This window comes from Leifsonia sp. 10N434, from assembly GCF_056394405.1.
Genome location: NZ_JBFTHV010000002.1, coordinates 1 through 17,102, shown reverse-complemented (window position 1 = coordinate 17,102; position 17,102 = coordinate 1). Strand labels below are relative to the sequence as shown.

Genomic DNA, 17,102 nt, shown 5'->3' with positions numbered 1-17,102 from the left:
GGCCTACTCGAGGTAGTCGCGCAGCGACTGCGAGCGCGACGGGTGGCGCAGCTTCGCCATGGTCTTCGACTCGATCTGGCGGATGCGCTCACGCGTCACACCGAAGGTGTCGCCGATCTGGTCGAGCGTCTTCGGCATTCCGTCGCCGAGACCGAAGCGCATGCGGATCACGCCCGCCTCGCGCTCGGACAGCGAGTCGAGGAGGCTCTCGAGCTGCTTCTGCAGCATCGTGAAGCCCACCGCGTCGGCCGGCACGACCGCCTCGGTGTCCTCGATCAGGTCGCCGAACTCGCTGTCGCCGTCTTCACCGAGCGGAGTGTGCAGAGAGATCGGCTCGCGGCCGTACTTCTGCACCTCGATGACCTTCTCCGGCGTCATGTCGAGCTCGCGGCTCAGCTCTTCGGGCGTGGGCTCGCGACCCAGGTCCTGGAGCATCTGGCGCTGCACGCGGGCGAGCTTGTTGATGACCTCGACCATGTGCACCGGGATACGGATGGTGCGCGCCTGGTCGGCCATCGCGCGGGTGATCGCCTGACGGATCCACCAGGTGGCGTAGGTCGAGAACTTGAAGCCCTTGGTGTAGTCGAACTTCTCGACGGCACGGATGAGGCCCAGGTTGCCTTCCTGGATCAGGTCGAGGAACTGCATGCCACGGCCGGTGTAACGCTTGGCCAGCGAGACGACCAGTCGGAGGTTGGCGCCGAGCAGGTGGCTCTTGGCACGCTGGCCGTCACGGGCGACCCAGCGCAGCTCGCGCTCGAGCTCCTTGGGCATGTTCGGCGTGTTCGCGAGCTTGTCCTCGGCGAACAGTCCGGCCTCGATGCGCATCGCGAGCTCGACCTCTTCGGCCGCGTTCAGCAGGGCGACCTTACCGATCTGCTTCAGGTAGTCCTTGACCGGGTCGGCGGTGGCGCCGGTGATCGCGGTGGAGTAGACGGGGATGTCGTCGTCCTCGTCGACGGCGCGCAGTACCAGCGCGCCGGTCGGAAGGGGCTCCTCGACGGCTGCCGGCTTCTCAGTGTCGTCGTCGGTGTCCTCCGCCTTGACCTCGGCATCGTCGCCCTCGGTCTCGGTGGCGTCCTCCGCCGTCTCCACTTCGTCGATCTCGACCGCTTCGTCGTCGCCGACCTCGTCGTCGTCGCTCTTGGCGGCGCGGCCCTTGGGCTTGGTCGCCGCCTTCTTCGCGGCGGGCTTCGCCGTCGCCTTCGGCGCGGCCTTCTTCGCGGCGGGCTTCACGGCCGCCTTCGCGGTCGCTGCCGTCACCTCGTCGACGGCCGGATCGGCCGTCGGAGTCTTCGTTGCTGCACGGGTTGCCATGTGAACACCTTTCATACCAAGCGGAGGGGCCGAGTTCGCGCCTTGGCCTGGCTCAGGTTGCGTGCGGACATTACTAAGACCCATGTCAAGTCCTGGGTCTTTTCGCCGGGCATCGTCAAATGCTCCGAGCCCCTGGATATGAACGGGTCCGAACTACAATTATTGCACGAATCCCGGCCGCCCCCGACCAATCCTCAGCAGCCGTTCCCGACGCTCTCAGCGGGCCGTCCGGCCCCTGCGGCCTCTCCACGCCTCCATCAGTGCAACCCACAACGGGGCCACTTCTATTCCCTCATCCTCCGAGAGACGGCGCCGGGTGCGGCGCCGTGCATGCAGGAGGAACCCGACGCCGATCCCCACGATCACGTACTGCACCGCGAAGGCCCAGCGGAACGAGTCGAACGCGTAGAGATCAGACGGTTGGCCGGCCGCGACGCGGATCGAATTCTCGGTGTCCAGGGCGACGCCGATGAGGAACATCATGATGAAACTGGCCAGGAAGCCGCCGACGTTCACGATCCCGTTCGCCGATCCCAGGCTGCGCAACGGGTTGAAGGTGCGGGCGAAGTCGAAGCCGATCAGGGAGCCGGGGCCGCCGATGCCGAGCACGACGAGCAGCACGATGAGCATCCAGAGCGGCGGGACGCCCGGCCAGAGCAGCACGAAGGCCCAGGTGACCCCCATCAACCCGACGATCCCGAGCACCAGGTTGCTGCGTCGTGACGGGAAACGTGCCGTCAGCAGGCCGAGGATCGGCCCGGCGATGAGCCCGGCGACCACCGGGACGATCAACAGCCCGGCCGCCTCGGCGGGATCGATCCCGAGCGCGTAGACCATGAACGGGAGCCCCCACATCAGGCTGTACACCGTTCCGGACGACTGCGTCACGAAATGCGACCAGAACCCGAGCTGCGTGCCCGGCCGGGCCAGACTGACCCGGAGCTGCCGCATCGACTCCGCCCAGGAGGCCGGTCGCGGACCCTCCAGCGAGCCGACCGGACGGTCGCTGATCACGACGACGATCCCGATGAAGGCGATCACCGAGAGGGACGCCGCCGTGAGGAAGGCGGTGGTCCATCCGGCCTGGTGCAGGATCAGCGCGAACGGGATGGCGGACAGGACCTGCCCGAGCTGACCGATGTTGCCGATCCATTGCGAGAGCTGCGGCACGATCCGTCCGCTGAACCAGGAGTTCGTCAGGCGCATCAGAGAGGTGAAGACGGTCGCGTCGCCGGCGCCCACCAGGATGCGCCCCGCGATCGCGACGCCGATCGTCGGCGCGAAGGCGACCGTGATCTGGCCGGCGACCATGAACGCCGTGCCGAACGCCATCAGCCAGCGGGAGCCCACCCGGTCGATCAGCACGCCGACCGGGATCTGCATCGCCGCGTAGACGACGAGTTGCACGACCGCGAGCGTCGAGAGCACCGAGGCCGAACTGTGGAAGCGCTCGGTCGCGGCCACACCGGCGACACCGATCGTGGTGCGCTGCATCACGGCGATGAGATAGGCGAAGACGCCGACCCCGAAAATCAGCCAGGATCGACGCGAGTTCACCCGTCAAGCGTATTACCCGTCGCGGAGGCGCCCGCGCGTGGGCCCTACTTCGACGACGGGTCGGCGGAGCATCCGGTCAGGAAGCGGCCGGACCGCCCGGCTCGTCGTCGCCGTGACGGCGGAAGGCGAGGAAGTTCTCGAGTTCGGCGGCGATCTCGTCGGCCGACGGCAACTCCCCCTCGCTGTCGGTCAGCGGCGACCGCAGCTGGTTGTCTTCCATATAACTGTCGTGGCGCTCCTCGAGGGTGCCCACCAGCCGCGCCAGTTCGGCGTTGCCTGCGACCTGTTCGTCGATGTTCGCGATGAACTCCCTGTCCTCCTGCCGCAACCGGTCGGTCGGGAAGATCAGGCCGGTCGCTGCGCTGATGCTGTCGAGCGCCGTGATGGCGGCGGCCGGGTACTCCGTGTCGGCCAGATAGTGCGGAATGAGCAGGATGAACCCGGCGATCGGGTACGACAGCTGCTGCAGCCGGTACTCCAGCAGGTGCAGCGCATTCGCCGGCACCTGGGTGTGCGGCTTCCAGATCGACATCGTCTCGATCAGCTCGGAGCGGTTGCCGCTGACCGTGACGCCGATCGGGCGGGTGTGCGGCACCGGCATCGGGATGGCGTGCACCCACGTGACGCTCTTCACCTTGAGCTCGTCCAGCAGCCCGAGCACGGCCTGCGTGAAGCGCTCCCACTGGAAGTCGGGCTCGAAGCCGGAGAGGAGGAGGAACGGCTGGCGCAACTCGTCGTACGCCAGATACAGCTTGAGCGTCGCCGGCTGGTAGTCGGTGAGGTGATCCTGATCGAAGTAGATGATCGGGCGGCGCGCGCGGTAGTCGAGCAGGATGTCGGCGTCAAACGTCGCCACGACGTCGGTGTCGAGCGTTCCGAGAAGGTAGGTGCCGAGCTGGCTCACGCCGGAGCCCGCGTCGGCGAACCCGGTGAGGCCGGCGACCAGGTGGAGACCCTCCGGGACCTCGAGGGCCGGATTGCGGTCGTAGAGTTCGCCAGGATCGTGCATGTTTTAACTCTAGGCCGACCCCTGCGGGCGAATCCTGCGAACAGGCCGCGAAGCCTCACGCCCACAGCGAACAGGGGGCTCGCGGCCCCGGGCGGTAGATTCGATGCATGACGGTTCCTTCTCTCTCGCTCTCCCCCGCAGGCACTCCTTCTTCCTCGTCCGACATCGTGCTCATCGGCGCCCGGCTGTCCGGCGGGTCGGCCACCCTGTTCACCGTGGAGGGCTACGAGGCCATCGCAGCTCAGCTGGACGCGATCGGGTTCACGGCCGGACGCGACGAGCTGGTGCGACTGCCCGGCCTCGAGGGCGGCACGCCCATCGCCGTGATCGGCGTTCCGGACGCGGTGGATGAGGACGCGCTGCGGTATGCCGCCGGGTCGGGCATCCGGCAGCTCGCGGGCACGGGATCGGTGAGCATCGCGTTCCCGGTCGAGGGTGACGAGCAGCTCGGCGCGGTTCTCGAGGGCGCTGCTCTCGGTTCGTACGCCTTCACCGCCTACCGCGAGGCTTCCAAATCGGCGACGAAGACACCGGTCGCGACCATCGAGGTGCTCGGCTCGAGCGCCGACGGCGACCAGTTCGTGGCGCGGGCGACCGCCGTCGCCGAGGCCGTCGCCCTGGTGAAGGATCTCGTCAACACGCCTCCTCTCGACCTCTATCCCGAGACGCTCGCCGAGGCCGCGCGCTCGAATGCGCAGGGCCTCCCCGTCGACGTGACCGTCTGGGATGAGAAGCAGCTCGCCGCCGATGGCTTCGGCGGCATCCTCGGTGTCGGTCAGGGCTCCACCCGGCCCCCTCGCCTGGTGAAGGTCACCTATGACCCCGCCGGTTCGACCGCGCACCTCGCCCTCGTCGGCAAGGGCATCACCTTCGACACCGGCGGGCTCTCCCTCAAGCCGCCGACCGGCATGGTCGGCATGAAGTACGACATGACCGGCGCCGCGACCGTGCTGGCCGTGACGCTCGCCGCCGCTCGTCTCGCCCTCCCCGTGACCGTGACCGCGTGGCTCTGCATCGCGGAGAACATGCCGTCGGGCTCGGCGATCCGGCCGAACGACGTGCTCCGCATCCGCGGCGGCCGCACCGTCGAGGTGCTCAACACCGACGCGGAGGGGCGCCTCGTGATGGCCGACGGACTCGTGGCCGCCAGCGAGGAGAACCCGGATGCGATCGTCGACGTCGCCACCCTGACCGGTGCCGCCATGGTCGCTCTCGGCACGCGCTACGCCGCTGTGATGGGTGAGGACGCCCTCGTCGAGCGGGTGCTCGACGCGGCGAAGACCAGTGGCGAACTGCTCTGGCCGATGCCGCTCCCCGGCGAGCTGCGTGCGACCATCAACTCCGACGTCGCCGACATCGCCAACGCGAACCCCGGCAACACGGCAGGCGGGATGCTCCTTGCAGGAGTCTTCCTGCAGGAGTTCGTCGGACGCACAGGAGATGCGGAGGATTCGCCCCGCATCCCGTGGGCCCACCTCGACATCGCCGGACCGGCGAAGGGTCCGGCCGCGCCCTACGGATTCACCGGCAAGGGCCCGACCGCCGTGACCGTCCGTGCGCTCATCCGGTTGGCCGAGGACTTTTCACGGAAGTAGTAGGGTCGTAGAGGCAAGAAAATCTTGCCGAATCAACGCCTGCCCACGAGTGATCCCTCGGGGCAGGGTCGTGTCACGAATCCTGATGCGCGAGGGAGTAGCTGGGTGTCTGAGCAGAACTTTGACATTGTGGTGCTCGGCGGTGGAAGTGGAGGCTACGCAGCAGCGCTGCGTGCGGCCGAGCTCGGTTTCACCGTTGGCATGATCGAGAAAGACAAGGTCGGAGGCACCTGCCTGCACCGAGGATGCATTCCCACCAAGGCGCTGCTTCACGCCGCCGAGGTGGCCGACTACTCGCGTGAGTCGTCGAAGTACGGCATCATCACGGAGTTCCAGGGCATCGACATCAACGGTGTCACCGAATACCGGCAGAACATCATCGCCAAGAAGTACAAGGGCCTGCAGGGCCTGGTGAAGGCTCGCGGCATCACGGTCATCGAGGGCGAGGGCCGCCTGGTCTCCCCCACGACCGTGCAGGTCGGCGAGAACACCATCGTCGGCAAGAACGTCATCCTGGCCACCGGCTCCTACTCCCGCTCCCTTCCGGGGCTCGAGATCAGCGGCCGTGTCATCGCCAGCGAGCAGGCGCTCGAGCTCGACTTCGTTCCCAAGAAGGTCGCCGTGCTCGGCGGCGGTGTGATCGGCGTCGAGTTCGCCAGCGTCTGGAAGTCGTTCGGCGCCGAGGTCACGATCATCGAGGCCCTCCCCCACCTCGTCCCCAACGAGGACGAGGCCATCAGCAAGTCCCTCGAGCGCGCGTTCCGGCGCCGCGGGATCGACTACCGTCTCGGCGTGCGGTTCGCCGGCGTCACCCAGAACGAAGACGGCGTCGTCGTCTCGCTCGAGAACGGTGACACCGTTGAGGCCGAACTGCTCCTCGTCGCCGTCGGGCGCGGCCCGAACACCGCCAACCTCGGCTACGAAGAGGTCGGCGTCACGATGGACCGCGGCTTCGTCATCACCGACGAGCGCCTGCACACGAACATCCCGGGCGTCTACGCCGTCGGCGACATCGTCCCCGGCCTGCAGCTCGCGCACCGCGGGTTCCAGCAGGGCATCTTCGTCGCCGAGGAGATCGCGGGCCTGAACCCGATCGTCGTGGCGGACGTCAACATCCCCAAGGTCACCTACTGCGACCCCGAGGTCGCGTCGGTCGGCCTCACCGAGGCCAAGGCGGTCGAGCAGTTCGGCGCCGACAAGGTGTCGAGCTACGACTACAGCCTCGCCGGCAACGGCAAGAGCGAGATCATCGGCACCAGCGGCTCCGTCAAGGTCGTCCGCGTGGTCGACGGCCCCGTCGTCGGCGTGCACATGATCGGTGCCCGCGTCGGCGAGCTCATCGGCGAAGCACAGCTCGCGGTGAACTGGGAGGCGTACCCGGAGGACATCGCTCCGTTCGTGCACGCGCACCCCACGCAGAACGAGTCGCTCGGAGAGGCCTTCCTCTACCTGGCGGGCAAGCCGCTGCACACTCTTTAGGTCCGTCGATCGTCGACGCGACTGCAATAAGCTACTGAACGAATTGGTTTGAAGGAGACAAGCTCATGAGCGAATCCGTCAGCCTCCCGGCACTCGGTGAGAGTGTCACGGAAGGCACGGTCACCCGCTGGCTGAAGAACGTTGGCGACCGTGTCGAGGTCGACGAGCCCCTGCTCGAAGTCTCGACCGACAAGGTCGACACCGAGATCCCGTCACCGATCGCCGGCGTGATCGAGGCGATCCTGGTGCAGGAAGACGAGACCGTCGAGGTGGGCACCGCGCTCGTGACGATCGGCGACGGTTCCGGCGGTGGCGAGGCTCCGGCCGCGCCGGCCGCTGAGGCCGAGGCCGCTCCGGCACCTGCCGAGGCTGCGCCTGCCGAGGCCGCGCCTGCCGAGGCCGCGCCTGCCGAGGCCGCGCCTGCCGAGGCCGCGCCCGCGGAGGCCGCTCCGGCGGAAGCCGCACCGGCAGAGACTGCTCCGGCAGAGGCTCCGGCACCTGCCGAGGCACCGGCTCCGGTCGCTGCCGCTCCGGCTGCGGCGCCTGCGCCCGCTCAGGAGGCTCCGGCTCCGGCTGAGGCTCCGGCCCCCGCCGCGGAGACGCCCGCTCCGGCGGCCGCCCCCGCCGAGGCACCCGCGGCAGCTGCTCCTGCGCCCGCTGCCGCGCCTGCTCCCGCCGCCGCGCCTGCTCCCGCAGCATCGTCGGGCGGTGCACACGCCGGCAACGCGGGCTACGTCACCCCGATCGTCCGCAAGCTGGCGAACGAGCAGGGCATCGACCTCGCGAACGTCACCGGCACCGGTGTCGGCGGACGCATCCGCAAGGAGGACATCCTCTCGGCTGCTGCTCCCGCAGCTGCGGCCGCCCCGGCCGAAGCAGCACCCGCTGCCGCACCGACTCCCGAGGTCTCGCCGCTGCGCGGCACGACCCAGCCGATGTCCCGTCTGCGCAAGGTCGTCGCCGAGCGCGCCGTCGTCTCGATGCAGTCGTCCGCTCAGCTCACCACCGTGGTCGAGGTCGACGTCACCAAGGTCGCCGCGTTCCGCGACAAGGTGAAGGCCGACTTCCAGGCCAAGACGGGCGTCAAGCTCTCGTTCCTCCCGTTCTTCGCTCTGGCGGCGGCCGAGGCGCTGAAGACGTACCCCGTCATCAACGCCACGATCGACGGCGACTCGATCGTCTATCCGGACCACGAGAACATGTCGATCGCGGTCGACACCGAGCGCGGCCTGCTGACCCCCGTGGTCCGCAATGCGTCCGAGCTCGACCTCGCCGGGCTCGCCGCGGAGATCGCGGACCTCGCCGAGCGCACCCGCGAGAACCGCCTCAAGCCGGATGAGCTGGCCGGCGGCACGTTCACGCTGACCAACACCGGTTCGCGTGGCGCGCTGTTCGACACCCCGGTCGTCTTCCTCCCGCAGGTCGCGATCCTGGGCACCGGTATCGTCACCAAGAAGCCCGTGGTCATCTCGGCCGACGGAACCGACTCGATCGCGATCCGCTCCACCGTGTACCTTGCGCTGTCGTACGACCACCGCATCGTCGACGGCGCCGACGCCGCTCGCTTCCTCGTCGCGGTGAAGAACCGCCTCGAGGGTGGCGACTTCTCCGGCAACCTGGGCATCTAGTCGCGATAGACATCACGCAAGCGCCAACCGGCCTCGTTCCTGACCATCAGGACCGAGGCCGGTTCGCTTTTCCCGCTCGCCCCGCTCTGCGCGGCAGACGGTGTCGCCGACACCAGCGCCGCATCGCCCCAGCGCTGCACCAGCGCCAGGCGGGCATCCGAGAAGTCCCGGAGCACGTCCGCCCCGACCGCACCGAGCGCGGCGGCATCCTCCCGGTACAACGCCGAGTCGACCCGCAGCGATGTTTCGAGGCACGACGGCTCGGCAGCGGCACGGAAGCAGGCCAGCCGGGCGGCGAGCAGGCCCGCTGCCGCGACCACCGGATCATCGGATCGCAGCCGCTGATCGCCCGCGCCACCACCACTGCTACCTGAGGCCTTGGACGTCGCTGTCACTCGTGGAGTCGACGTCGATGCCGGAGCTGTGGACGCGGCGCCCGACGGGGCGTCTTGGGCCGCCGCCGCCGCCGGAGACACCGTCGGAACCGCGCCAGAGGTCGGGGCGTCCGGGGGCACCATCGCCACCGCGAGAGCTGCCAGCGCGATCGGCGTCACGGCCACGGCCACCAGTTTCCTGCGCGTGCCGAGCCATCCGGTGATCCGCTGCACGACCGCCGCGATCGGGTGCCCCTCCAGCACTGTGTCGAGCATCCCCGCGTGCGGAGCCATGGCCCGCGACGGCACGGCGTGCGACGCCAGCGCGGCGGTCGGCCGAGTGTCCGGACCGGCGACGTCGCCACTCCCGACGGGAATCAACACCGCCTCGGGCTCGACCGCGACCGCCACCGCGTCGGACACGGACTCCCAGCTCCCCGACCGGAGCGGCTCACGGATCGCCTCCAGGATCCGATCACCGTCGGCCCTCGGGAGGGAGCCGGCCAACCGCTCTGCGAGGCGCAAGAAGCCGCGGCGGTCGCCGTCGGCGCTGTCCGCCGTCAGACGGCGCGCTCCCGCCAGGGACGCGAGCGCCGGGCAGGAGTCGTGCCGGAACACGACGCACCGCGTGGTCAGCGCCCCGTGGGCCCAGCCGCGCTCGTTCAGGGCCGACAGCCCCGCTGCCACCCCGAGCAGGACCGTGGCCACCTCCCCCGCCCTCAGGTAGGTGCGGTGCGCGAGCAGGTCGGCGAGCAGGCCGCCTGAGGCGTGTTCGCGAAGCACGGCGGGCACCACCGTCGTCCCCCTCAGCTCGCGGCGCCGTGTCGTCTCCGTCACCACCTCGACGAGCCCGAGCAGATGCTCGGACGCGCCGGGGGCCGCGAGCTCGATCTCCGTCTGCACCCTGGTGTGCGCATCCGGCGACGGCGTCTGCAGCCAGAGTTCCACGGGGAAGGCAGCACCGGACGGGAGCACGAGCTGACGCAGTTCGCGCTCATCGGCTGCCAGCGTCGCCAGCGTCGTCCAGTCGTGCTGAGCGGCCAGGGCCGAGGCGCGACGCGCGAGGTCGAGTGCGGGTGTCGGCGCCATGACTCCATCCCAGTCCAGCTCCCGCGGACCGGCAACCGTCCGACGCACGTCGGTGCACAACGCGCGGCCGGCGTGGACTGTGGAGAACCGGCGAGCGCATAGACTGACCCGGTGACCGCGTTTATCGTCACGGGGCTAAGCGCCAACTCCGTGCCGTATCTCGAGGCCCTCGAACAGCAACGTGCCCTGCACGCCGCTGTCGTCGCAGGCCGGGCGCCCGATACCGTCATCCTCCTCGAGCACCCGTCGGTGTATACCGCCGGAAAGCGAACCGAGCCCGACGAAAGGCCGACAGACGGCACCCCCGTCATCGATGTCGACCGCGGCGGGAAGATCACCTGGCACGGGCCGGGTCAGCTCGTGGGGTACCCGATCCTCCGTCTCGCCGAACCGATCGACGTCGTCGGATACGTCCGCCGGCTCGAGGGCATCCTCATCGACGTGCTCGCCGACCTCGGCGTGACCGGTGAGCGGGTGCAGGGCCGTTCCGGCGTCTGGATCCGCGGGGTGCAGCGCGACGAGAAGATCGCCGCGATCGGCATCCGTGTCGCCGAGGGGGTGACGATGCACGGCTTCGCCCTCAACTGCTCCAACGGGTTCGAGGCGTACGACGCCATCGTCGCCTGCGGCATCCGGGATGCGGGGATCACCTCGATCAGCCGGGTGCTCGGCCGCACGGTGACGCCTCAGGACGTCGCGCCGCTCGTCCAGGCCCGCTTCGAGCAGGAACTGGCGGCCGTCGCGTGAGCGCCGCACCCGAGGGACGCCGGATGCTGCGTCTCGAGGTCCGCAACGCCGAGACACCGATCGAGCGCAAGCCCGAGTGGATCAAGACCAAGGCGAAGATGGGGCCGGAGTACCGGCAGCTGCAGTCGCTGGTGAAGAGCGAAGACCTGCACACCGTGTGCCAGGAGGCCGGCTGCCCGAACATCTTCGAGTGCTGGGAGGACCGCGAGGCGACCTTCCTCATCGGCGGAGCCCAGTGCACCAGGCGCTGCGACTTCTGCCAGATCGACACCGGCAAGCCGGCCGACTACGACACCGATGAGCCGCGCCGCGTCGCCGAGTCCGTCACGCGGATGAACCTGCGCTACGCGACAGTGACCGGCGTCGCCCGCGACGACCTGGACGACGAGGGGTCGTGGCTGTACGCCGAGACGATCCGCGAGATCCATCGGCAGAGCCCCGGCACGGGCGTCGAGATCCTGGTACCCGATTTCTCCGGCAACCCGGACTATCTCGGCGAGGTGTTCTCGGCCGAGCCGGAGGTGTTCGCGCACAACGTCGAGACCGTGCCCCGGATCTTCAAGCGGATCCGGCCGGCGTTCCGCTACGACCGCTCCCTCGACGTCATCACCCAGGGACGCGCTGCCGGGCTCATCACGAAGTCCAACCTCATCCTCGGGATGGGCGAGGAGCGCGACGAGGTCAGCCAGGCGCTGCGCGACCTGCACGACGCCGGAACCGACATCATCACGATCACCCAGTATCTGCGCCCGAGTGCGCGGCATCTGCCGGTGGCGCGCTGGGTGCATCCGGACGAGTTCGTCGAGCTGAAGCACGAAGCCGAGGAGATCGGATTCCTCGGGGTGCTCGCCGGTCCCCTCGTGCGATCGTCCTACCGCGCCGGGCGCTTGTGGGCCCAGTCGATGCAGGCGAAGGGCCGTCCGGTGCCACCCGAACTGCATCAGCTGGCCGACGCGTCACTCGGGTTCGCACAGGCGGTTTCCTGAACGCGAACGAGGTCACGCCGAGCCCGGTCTTGCCGGTATCCTTAGACCTATGGCACGCAAGGACAAGTCCACCAAGGAGCCCGGCCGTCTGAAGCAGATGTGGCAGGTCTTCCAGATGACCCGCCGCTACGACAACCGGGCCGTCGCATACATCGTCGGCGGACTCGTGCTGCCGATCATCGTGGGCGTGCTCCTGTCGATCTTCCTGTCCGACGGCAACGTCTTCACGATGATCCTCTGGATCGTCGCCGGGCTGCTGGCCGGCGTGCTCATCGCGCTCATCATCCTCGGCCGCCGTGCCGAGCGTGCCGCCTACTCGCAGATCGAGGGTCAGCCCGGTGCCGTCGGCGCCGTGCTGCGCAGCTCGCTCAAGCGCAGCTGGCGCGGGTCCGAGATGCCCATCGCGGTCAACGGCAAGACGCAGGACGCGGTCTATCGCGCCGTCGGCCGTGGCGGCGTGGTGCTGATCAGCGAGGGTCCCAAGACCCGCACCGTCCGGATGCTCGACGAGCAGCGCCGCAGCGTCAACCGCGTGCTCCCGAACGTGCCGGTCACGACGATCAGCGTCGGTCCGGATGCCGACTCGGTGCCGCTGCACAAGATCCCGCGCACGCTCGCCAAGATCAAGCCGACGCTCACCAAGGCCGAGGTCATGGCGATCAGCAACCGTCTGCAGTCGCTCGAGAACCCGATGCCGATCCCCAAGGGCATCGACCCGATGAAGGTGCGCGCGCAGCGTTCCCGCTGACCCGCCGCGCTCAGGGCTGATCGGCCGCGCTCAGGGCTGACCCGCCGCGCTCAGGGCTGACCCGCCGCGCTCAGGGCTGACCCGCCGCGCTCAGGCGCGGATGAGGACCGTCCCGGCGATCTTGTCGTGGAAACCGCGCTGATCGGAGTCCCAGACCAGGGCCGGCACGACGACGCAGAGCAGCAGGGTGCGCACGATGGGCCGCCAGATCCCGATCCAGCCGCCCTTGAGCGCGACCACGCGCATCCCGAACACGCGGTGGCCGATGCTGCCGCCGATCGTCGGGATGAAGACGATCTGCATCAGGGCGAAGATGCCGAGCGTCGTCCAGCCGTCCGCTGTTCCGTCATGACGGAACAGGCCCCACGAGATCAGATACGCCAGTCCCCAGTCGATGACGAGGGCGCCGATCCGGCGCCCGGCGCGGCCCACGGAGCCGCGGCCCTCCTCGGGGAGACCGAGGCGCTGCCCGGGATATCTGCTCGGTGCGATGTCGCCGGAACGGGAGGCGGAGGGATTCTGGGGCACCCTCGCAAGTTTACCGGCCAGGGGTACGCGTAACATGCCGGAAACATTTGCGTCACCGCGGGGAAACTCCCTCCCCCTAGGTTGGGACTCGGGCTGCACGCGCAGTCCGCCCCGCTTCAACCCATTTGGGAGTCCTCCGCATGTTCCGTGATTCTTCCGAGGTGCTCAAGTTCATCAAGGACACTGACGTCAAGTTCCTTGATATCCGCTTCACCGATCTGCCCGGTGTCCAGCAGCACTTCAACATCCCCGCGTCGACCGTTGATGAAGAGTTCTTCTCCGTCGGCCAGCTGTTCGACGGCTCGTCCATCCGCGGCTTCGCGTCGATCCACGAGTCCGACATGCAGCTCATTCCGGATGTCTCGACGGCCTACGTCGACCCGTTCCGCGCCGAGCGCACGCTCATCATGGTCTTCGACATCTACAACCCGCGCAACGGCGAGATCTACGCGAAGGACCCGCGTCAGGTCGCCAAGAAGGCTGAGAAGTACCTCGCCTCCACCGGCATCGCCGACACCGCGTTCTTCGCCCCCGAGGCGGAGTTCTACATCTTCGACGACGTGCGCTACGAGGTGAAGCAGAACTCCAGCTTCTACTCCGTGGACTCCGAGGAGGGCGCCTGGAACAGCGGCCGCGTCGAAGAGGGCGGCAACCTCGCCAACAAGACCCCGTACAAGGGCGGCTACTTCCCCGTCTCGCCGGTCGACAAGCAGGCCGACCTCCGCGACGACATCTCGCTCAAGCTGATCGACGCCGGGCTCATCCTCGAGCGCGCGCACCACGAGGTGGGCACCGGCGGCCAGGCCGAGATCAACTACCGCTTCGACACCATGGTGCACGCGGCCGACGACATCCTGAAGTTCAAGTACATCGTGAAGAACACGGCGCAGGAGTGGGGCAAGGTCGCGACCTTCATGCCGAAGCCGCTCTTCGGCGACAACGGCTCGGGCATGCACACGCACCAGTCGCTGTGGAACGACGGCAAGCCGCTGTTCTACGACGAGGCCGGCTACGGCGGCCTGTCCGACCTGGCCCGCTGGTACATCGGTGGCCTGCTGAAGCACGCCCCGGCTGTGCTCGCCTTCACGAACCCGACGGTGAACTCGTTCCACCGCCTGGTCCCCGGCTTCGAGGCCCCGGTCAACCTGGTCTACTCGGCCGGTAACCGTTCGGCGTCCATCCGCATCCCGATCACGGGCACGAACCCCAAGGCGAAGCGCATCGAGTTCCGCGCTCCGGATGCCTCGGGCAACCCGTACCTCGCGTTCGCCGCTCAGCTCATGGCCGGCCTCGACGGCATCAAGAACCGCATCGAGCCGCACGAGCCGGTCGACAAGGACCTCTACGAGCTCCCGCCCGAGGAGGCCAAGAACATCCCGCAGGTCCCCGGTTCGCTGGGCGAGGCCCTGGACGCGCTGGAGGCCGACCACGACTTCCTGCTCGCCGGCGGCGTCTTCACCCCGGAGCTCATCGAGACCTGGATCGACTACAAGCGCGAGAAGGAGATCAAGCCCCTCGCGCAGCGTCCGCACCCGTTCGAGTACGAGCTGTACTTCGGCGTGTAACGACTGCACCCGCACCGCACGGAAGGCCGCATCCCCGGGATGCGGCCTTCTGTCGTTCCCGGCGTCTCCCCCGAGGTCACGGGGAGCGAGTTGCGTCGAATGGGCGGTTCGACCATCGCCCGACCGCCCATTCGGCGCAACTCGATCGCGTGGGGTCCCCGGCGGGGGCATCGAGGGGTCGGGCCAGCCGCCGCCGGGGTGCTCGGGGTCAGTCGGCGGGCACGAGCGTGAAGTTCGCCGCCGGTCTGACGATTCCGGTGCTGAAGGCCTGCCGCGAGTCGGCGCGGGAGTCGATGCGCCAGTCGTTCGTCGACCGTTCTCCACTGACGTAGCTGGTGATCGCCAGGCTGAACCACGAGAACCCGATGATGTCGGCGTTCTCCGGATCCGCGAAGCCGTCGAAGAACGAGTTGATCCACTTCACCTTGTGACCGCCGGTCTCGGATGCCCCCACCTCGGCCAGCAGGATCGGTTTCGACGTGAGAGTGCGCATCTGGTGCAGGCTCGCGCCATACGTGTAGTCGAAGGTGAAGTTGTTGCCGGCGCGGTACGGCGGGCGCAGATAGCCCGAGAGGCCGACCCAGTCGACGTAGTCGTCCCCGGGGTAGTAGCCCTCGAGGAAGGCCTGCGTCGCGTGCGAGGAGGGCTGCATGTTGTTGACGATGTTCGGCGCCCACACCCAGATGACGAGAGCATTCGCTCCCTCCTGCTGGAAGATGTCGTGCACATGGCGCCACATCTTCACGTAGTCGCCCACGTTGTTGCCGTTGATCGACCGGTTGCCGCCGTTCAGCTCCGACCACGGGTACCACGTTCCGTTCATCTCGTGATCGAGCCGGATGGCCAGCGGAAGCCCCGTCGAGACGATGTCTTTGGCGTACTTGTGCAGATACGCGTCGAACGAGCCGCCGATGATCTTGGGCAGCGAGTAGTCCGGCGCGACGTTGGAGTCGTTGCCCGCGGCGATCGGGCGCGACTCCCACGTCATCAGCGGCAGGCGTCCCTGCTGCCAGGCGCGCGTGACCGCGCTCACCCGGAAGTCCTCGTCCCAGCCGCTGAAGTAGCCGACCATGTTCGGCTGCACGCCGATCTTCGCCGAGGTCGCGTCGAGGGTCGCCCAGTTGAACGGCGCCTGCTCGGTGTACATCCCGAAGTAGCGTTTGGCCGGCGCCACCAGCGAGGCACGACTGGGTGCCGTGATCGCAGCCGTCGTCGTCCCGTCTCCCCCGGTGCTCGTCGTGCCGCCGCCGGTCGTCGAGGAACCGCCCGAGCCGCCGGGCCCTCCCGCACCGCCCGAGCCGCCCGAGCCGCCGGCCGACCCGGATCCGCTCGCCGACCCCGGGTCGGCCTGCGACAGCTGCGACTTCAGCTGGGCCACCTCGCCCTGCGCCACAAGCACCTGGCGCTGCGCCGTCGCGAGCTCCTTCGCGTGGGCAGCGGCCGCGACGGCAGCAGCCGTGGATGCGTGCGCGAGCTTCTTCTGCTGGGTCGTGATCGTCCCCTTCGCCGAGCCGAGCGCGGATTGGAGCGTCGCATTCTGGGCGGCGAGCGGATTGACCGCCGCGACCGCCGTATCCGTCGCCTTGCGCAGCGCGCTGTCGGGCGACGACCACACGAAGTACGTGAGCCCCGCGAGAACGAGGGCCAGGATGGTCGCGGATGCGGCCGTGACGCGGGCGCGCGAGCGGCTCCCCGCCCACCAGGAAGGAGTACTAGACAAGGAACATCGCCTCCAGCGCAAGGATCGAGAGACCGATCAGGTACGGGATGACCGCGTACGGATTGACGCGGCGGGTGCGAGGTCGCGCATGCGCCACGGTGGCGCGCGCGACCCGAGCCGGGGCGACGACCAGCGTCGATCCGGTGAAGCCGAGCCGGGCGAAGGCGTCCGGTTCGTCCGTTGCAGCCAGGCGCGCTCCCCCGGCGTCCGGCTGCGGTGACAGGGATGGTGTGCTGTTGTCGGGGATGGCGTCGTCGGCGGTGATTTCGGCGGGTCCGCCGGCGTAGGCGCCGGCGCGGGTGCCCCACCCGGAGGCGTGTGCCATCCGGAAGAAGCCGAGGAGCCGGATCGGCATCAGGAAGAAGGTGGAGACGATGATGAACACCGGCAGCCGGAAGAAGTCGGAGGGTTTCTCCGACAGGTGCCGGATCTGCCGGATCGACATGCTGATCACCGACGACGCCACCATCAACGCGATCACCGCGAGGATCCCCGCCTGCACCCCGTACTCGGCCAGGAACCCTTGGTAGAAGTTGTAGCCCTGCCCGGTGAACGCCCGATACACCCACCCGCCCAGCACCCCCGCCAACACGAACGGCAGGATGATGTCAGTCACAAAGAAGAACGCCAACAGGGGCGCATGGCCCAACATCCAGGGCAGCATCCGCAACGTGTTGTACTGCGACCCGCGCGCCCACCGCAACTGCTGCTTGAACAGCTTCTTCACCTTCAACGGCGCATCCGTGAACACCAACGACGT

General features: G+C 68.6%; 14 protein-coding genes. 7 read left to right on the top strand and 7 right to left on the bottom strand.

Features of this window, described 5'->3' with window-relative positions; genetic code table 11:
• Positions 1-3 precede the first annotated feature (3 nt).
• The 3 genes from AC1DB1_RS05695 to AC1DB1_RS05685 all read right to left on the bottom strand — a co-directional run bounded on the left by AC1DB1_RS05695 (position 4) and on the right by AC1DB1_RS05685 (position 3,883).
• Positions 4-1,317: an RNA polymerase sigma factor gene (locus AC1DB1_RS05695; protein WP_477200096.1), complete on the bottom strand. Its 1,314-nt coding sequence runs from the start codon at positions 1,315-1,317 to the stop codon at positions 4-6.
• A 216-nt stretch (positions 1,318-1,533) separates the two neighbouring features.
• Complete coding sequence (locus tag AC1DB1_RS05690) at positions 1,534-2,874, bottom strand: MFS transporter (protein ID WP_477200095.1); 1,341 nt, start codon at positions 2,872-2,874, stop codon at positions 1,534-1,536.
• A gap of 76 nt (positions 2,875-2,950) precedes the next feature.
• The gene (locus tag AC1DB1_RS05685) at positions 2,951-3,883 is read right to left on the bottom strand and encodes a proteasome assembly chaperone family protein (RefSeq protein WP_271178892.1); all 933 of its coding nucleotides are present in this window, start codon (positions 3,881-3,883) and stop codon (positions 2,951-2,953) included.
• Between the two features lie 107 nt (positions 3,884-3,990).
• Between AC1DB1_RS05685 and AC1DB1_RS05680 the strand changes: the two genes are divergently transcribed.
• The 3 genes from AC1DB1_RS05680 to sucB all read left to right on the top strand — a co-directional run bounded on the left by AC1DB1_RS05680 (position 3,991) and on the right by sucB (position 8,585).
• Positions 3,991-5,478 carry a leucyl aminopeptidase gene (locus AC1DB1_RS05680; protein ID WP_477200094.1) on the top strand — a complete coding sequence of 496 codons (1,488 nt, stop codon included), beginning with the start codon at positions 3,991-3,993 and terminating at the stop codon, positions 5,476-5,478.
• A gap of 105 nt (positions 5,479-5,583) precedes the next feature.
• Positions 5,584-6,957 (top strand): dihydrolipoyl dehydrogenase, encoded by a 1,374-nt coding sequence (gene lpdA, locus AC1DB1_RS05675; RefSeq protein ID WP_477200093.1) that lies wholly within the window; start codon positions 5,584-5,586, stop codon positions 6,955-6,957.
• Between the two features lie 65 nt (positions 6,958-7,022).
• The gene (gene sucB / locus AC1DB1_RS05670; RefSeq protein ID WP_477200092.1) at positions 7,023-8,585 is read left to right on the top strand and encodes a 2-oxoglutarate dehydrogenase, E2 component, dihydrolipoamide succinyltransferase; all 1,563 of its coding nucleotides are present in this window, start codon (positions 7,023-7,025) and stop codon (positions 8,583-8,585) included.
• Here the strand turns inward: sucB and AC1DB1_RS05665 are convergent.
• Entirely contained in the window at positions 8,582-10,048 is a 1,467-nt protein-coding gene (locus AC1DB1_RS05665; RefSeq protein ID WP_477200091.1) for a hypothetical protein, read from the bottom strand. The two genes, sucB and AC1DB1_RS05665, sit on opposite strands and share 4 nt — an antisense overlap.
• 111 nt (positions 10,049-10,159) lie before the next feature.
• Between AC1DB1_RS05665 and lipB the strand changes: the two genes are divergently transcribed.
• The 3 genes from lipB to AC1DB1_RS05650 are packed head-to-tail and all read left to right on the top strand — an operon-like array spanning position 10,160 to position 12,529.
• Positions 10,160-10,795 carry a lipoyl(octanoyl) transferase LipB gene (gene lipB / locus AC1DB1_RS05660; RefSeq protein ID WP_477200090.1) on the top strand — a complete coding sequence of 212 codons (636 nt, stop codon included), beginning with the start codon at positions 10,160-10,162 and terminating at the stop codon, positions 10,793-10,795.
• A complete protein-coding gene (gene lipA / locus AC1DB1_RS05655) occupies positions 10,792-11,781 on the top strand; it encodes a lipoyl synthase (protein WP_477200089.1) in 990 nt (329 codons plus the stop codon). The genes lipB and lipA overlap by 4 nt, the downstream gene beginning before the upstream one ends.
• A gap of 49 nt (positions 11,782-11,830) precedes the next feature.
• Positions 11,831-12,529, top strand: a complete 699-nt coding sequence (locus AC1DB1_RS05650) for a DUF4191 domain-containing protein (RefSeq protein ID WP_271178899.1) — start codon at positions 11,831-11,833, stop codon at positions 12,527-12,529.
• 90 nt (positions 12,530-12,619) lie between these two features.
• Here AC1DB1_RS05650 and AC1DB1_RS05645 read toward each other — a convergent pair whose 3' ends face one another.
• The gene (locus AC1DB1_RS05645; RefSeq protein WP_271178900.1) at positions 12,620-13,057 is read right to left on the bottom strand and encodes an RDD family protein; all 438 of its coding nucleotides are present in this window, start codon (positions 13,055-13,057) and stop codon (positions 12,620-12,622) included.
• Between the two features lie 140 nt (positions 13,058-13,197).
• Between AC1DB1_RS05645 and glnA the strand changes: the two genes are divergently transcribed.
• Positions 13,198-14,622, top strand: a complete 1,425-nt coding sequence (gene glnA, locus AC1DB1_RS05640) for a type I glutamate--ammonia ligase (RefSeq protein ID WP_271178901.1) — start codon at positions 13,198-13,200, stop codon at positions 14,620-14,622.
• A 208-nt stretch (positions 14,623-14,830) separates the two neighbouring features.
• Here glnA and AC1DB1_RS05635 read toward each other — a convergent pair whose 3' ends face one another.
• Positions 14,831-16,342, bottom strand: coding sequence for a glycoside hydrolase family 26 protein (locus tag AC1DB1_RS05635; protein ID WP_477200088.1), 1,512 nt, complete (start codon positions 16,340-16,342; stop codon positions 14,831-14,833).
• Positions 16,335-17,102 (bottom strand): glycosyltransferase family 2 protein (locus AC1DB1_RS05630; protein ID WP_477200087.1); only part of this gene is annotated, 768 nt, incomplete at its 5' end. The genes AC1DB1_RS05635 and AC1DB1_RS05630, both read right to left, overlap by 8 nt.

Excerpts from the sequence above, each read along its gene's own strand:
- AC1DB1_RS05695 (WP_477200096.1), bottom strand. The coding sequence starts at position 1,317 with ATGGCAACCCGTGCAGCAACGAAGACTCCGACGGCCGATCCGGCCGTC.
- AC1DB1_RS05685 (WP_271178892.1), bottom strand. The coding sequence starts at position 3,883 with ATGCACGATCCTGGCGAACTCTACGACCGCAATCCGGCCCTCGAGGTC.
- AC1DB1_RS05680 (WP_477200094.1), top strand. The coding sequence starts at position 3,991 with ATGACGGTTCCTTCTCTCTCGCTCTCCCCCGCAGGCACTCCTTCTTCC.
- sucB (WP_477200092.1), top strand. The coding sequence starts at position 7,023 with ATGAGCGAATCCGTCAGCCTCCCGGCACTCGGTGAGAGTGTCACGGAA.
- AC1DB1_RS05665 (WP_477200091.1), bottom strand. The coding sequence starts at position 10,048 with ATGGCGCCGACACCCGCACTCGACCTCGCGCGTCGCGCCTCGGCCCTG.
- AC1DB1_RS05650 (WP_271178899.1), top strand. The coding sequence starts at position 11,831 with ATGGCACGCAAGGACAAGTCCACCAAGGAGCCCGGCCGTCTGAAGCAG.
- glnA (WP_271178901.1), top strand. The coding sequence starts at position 13,198 with ATGTTCCGTGATTCTTCCGAGGTGCTCAAGTTCATCAAGGACACTGAC.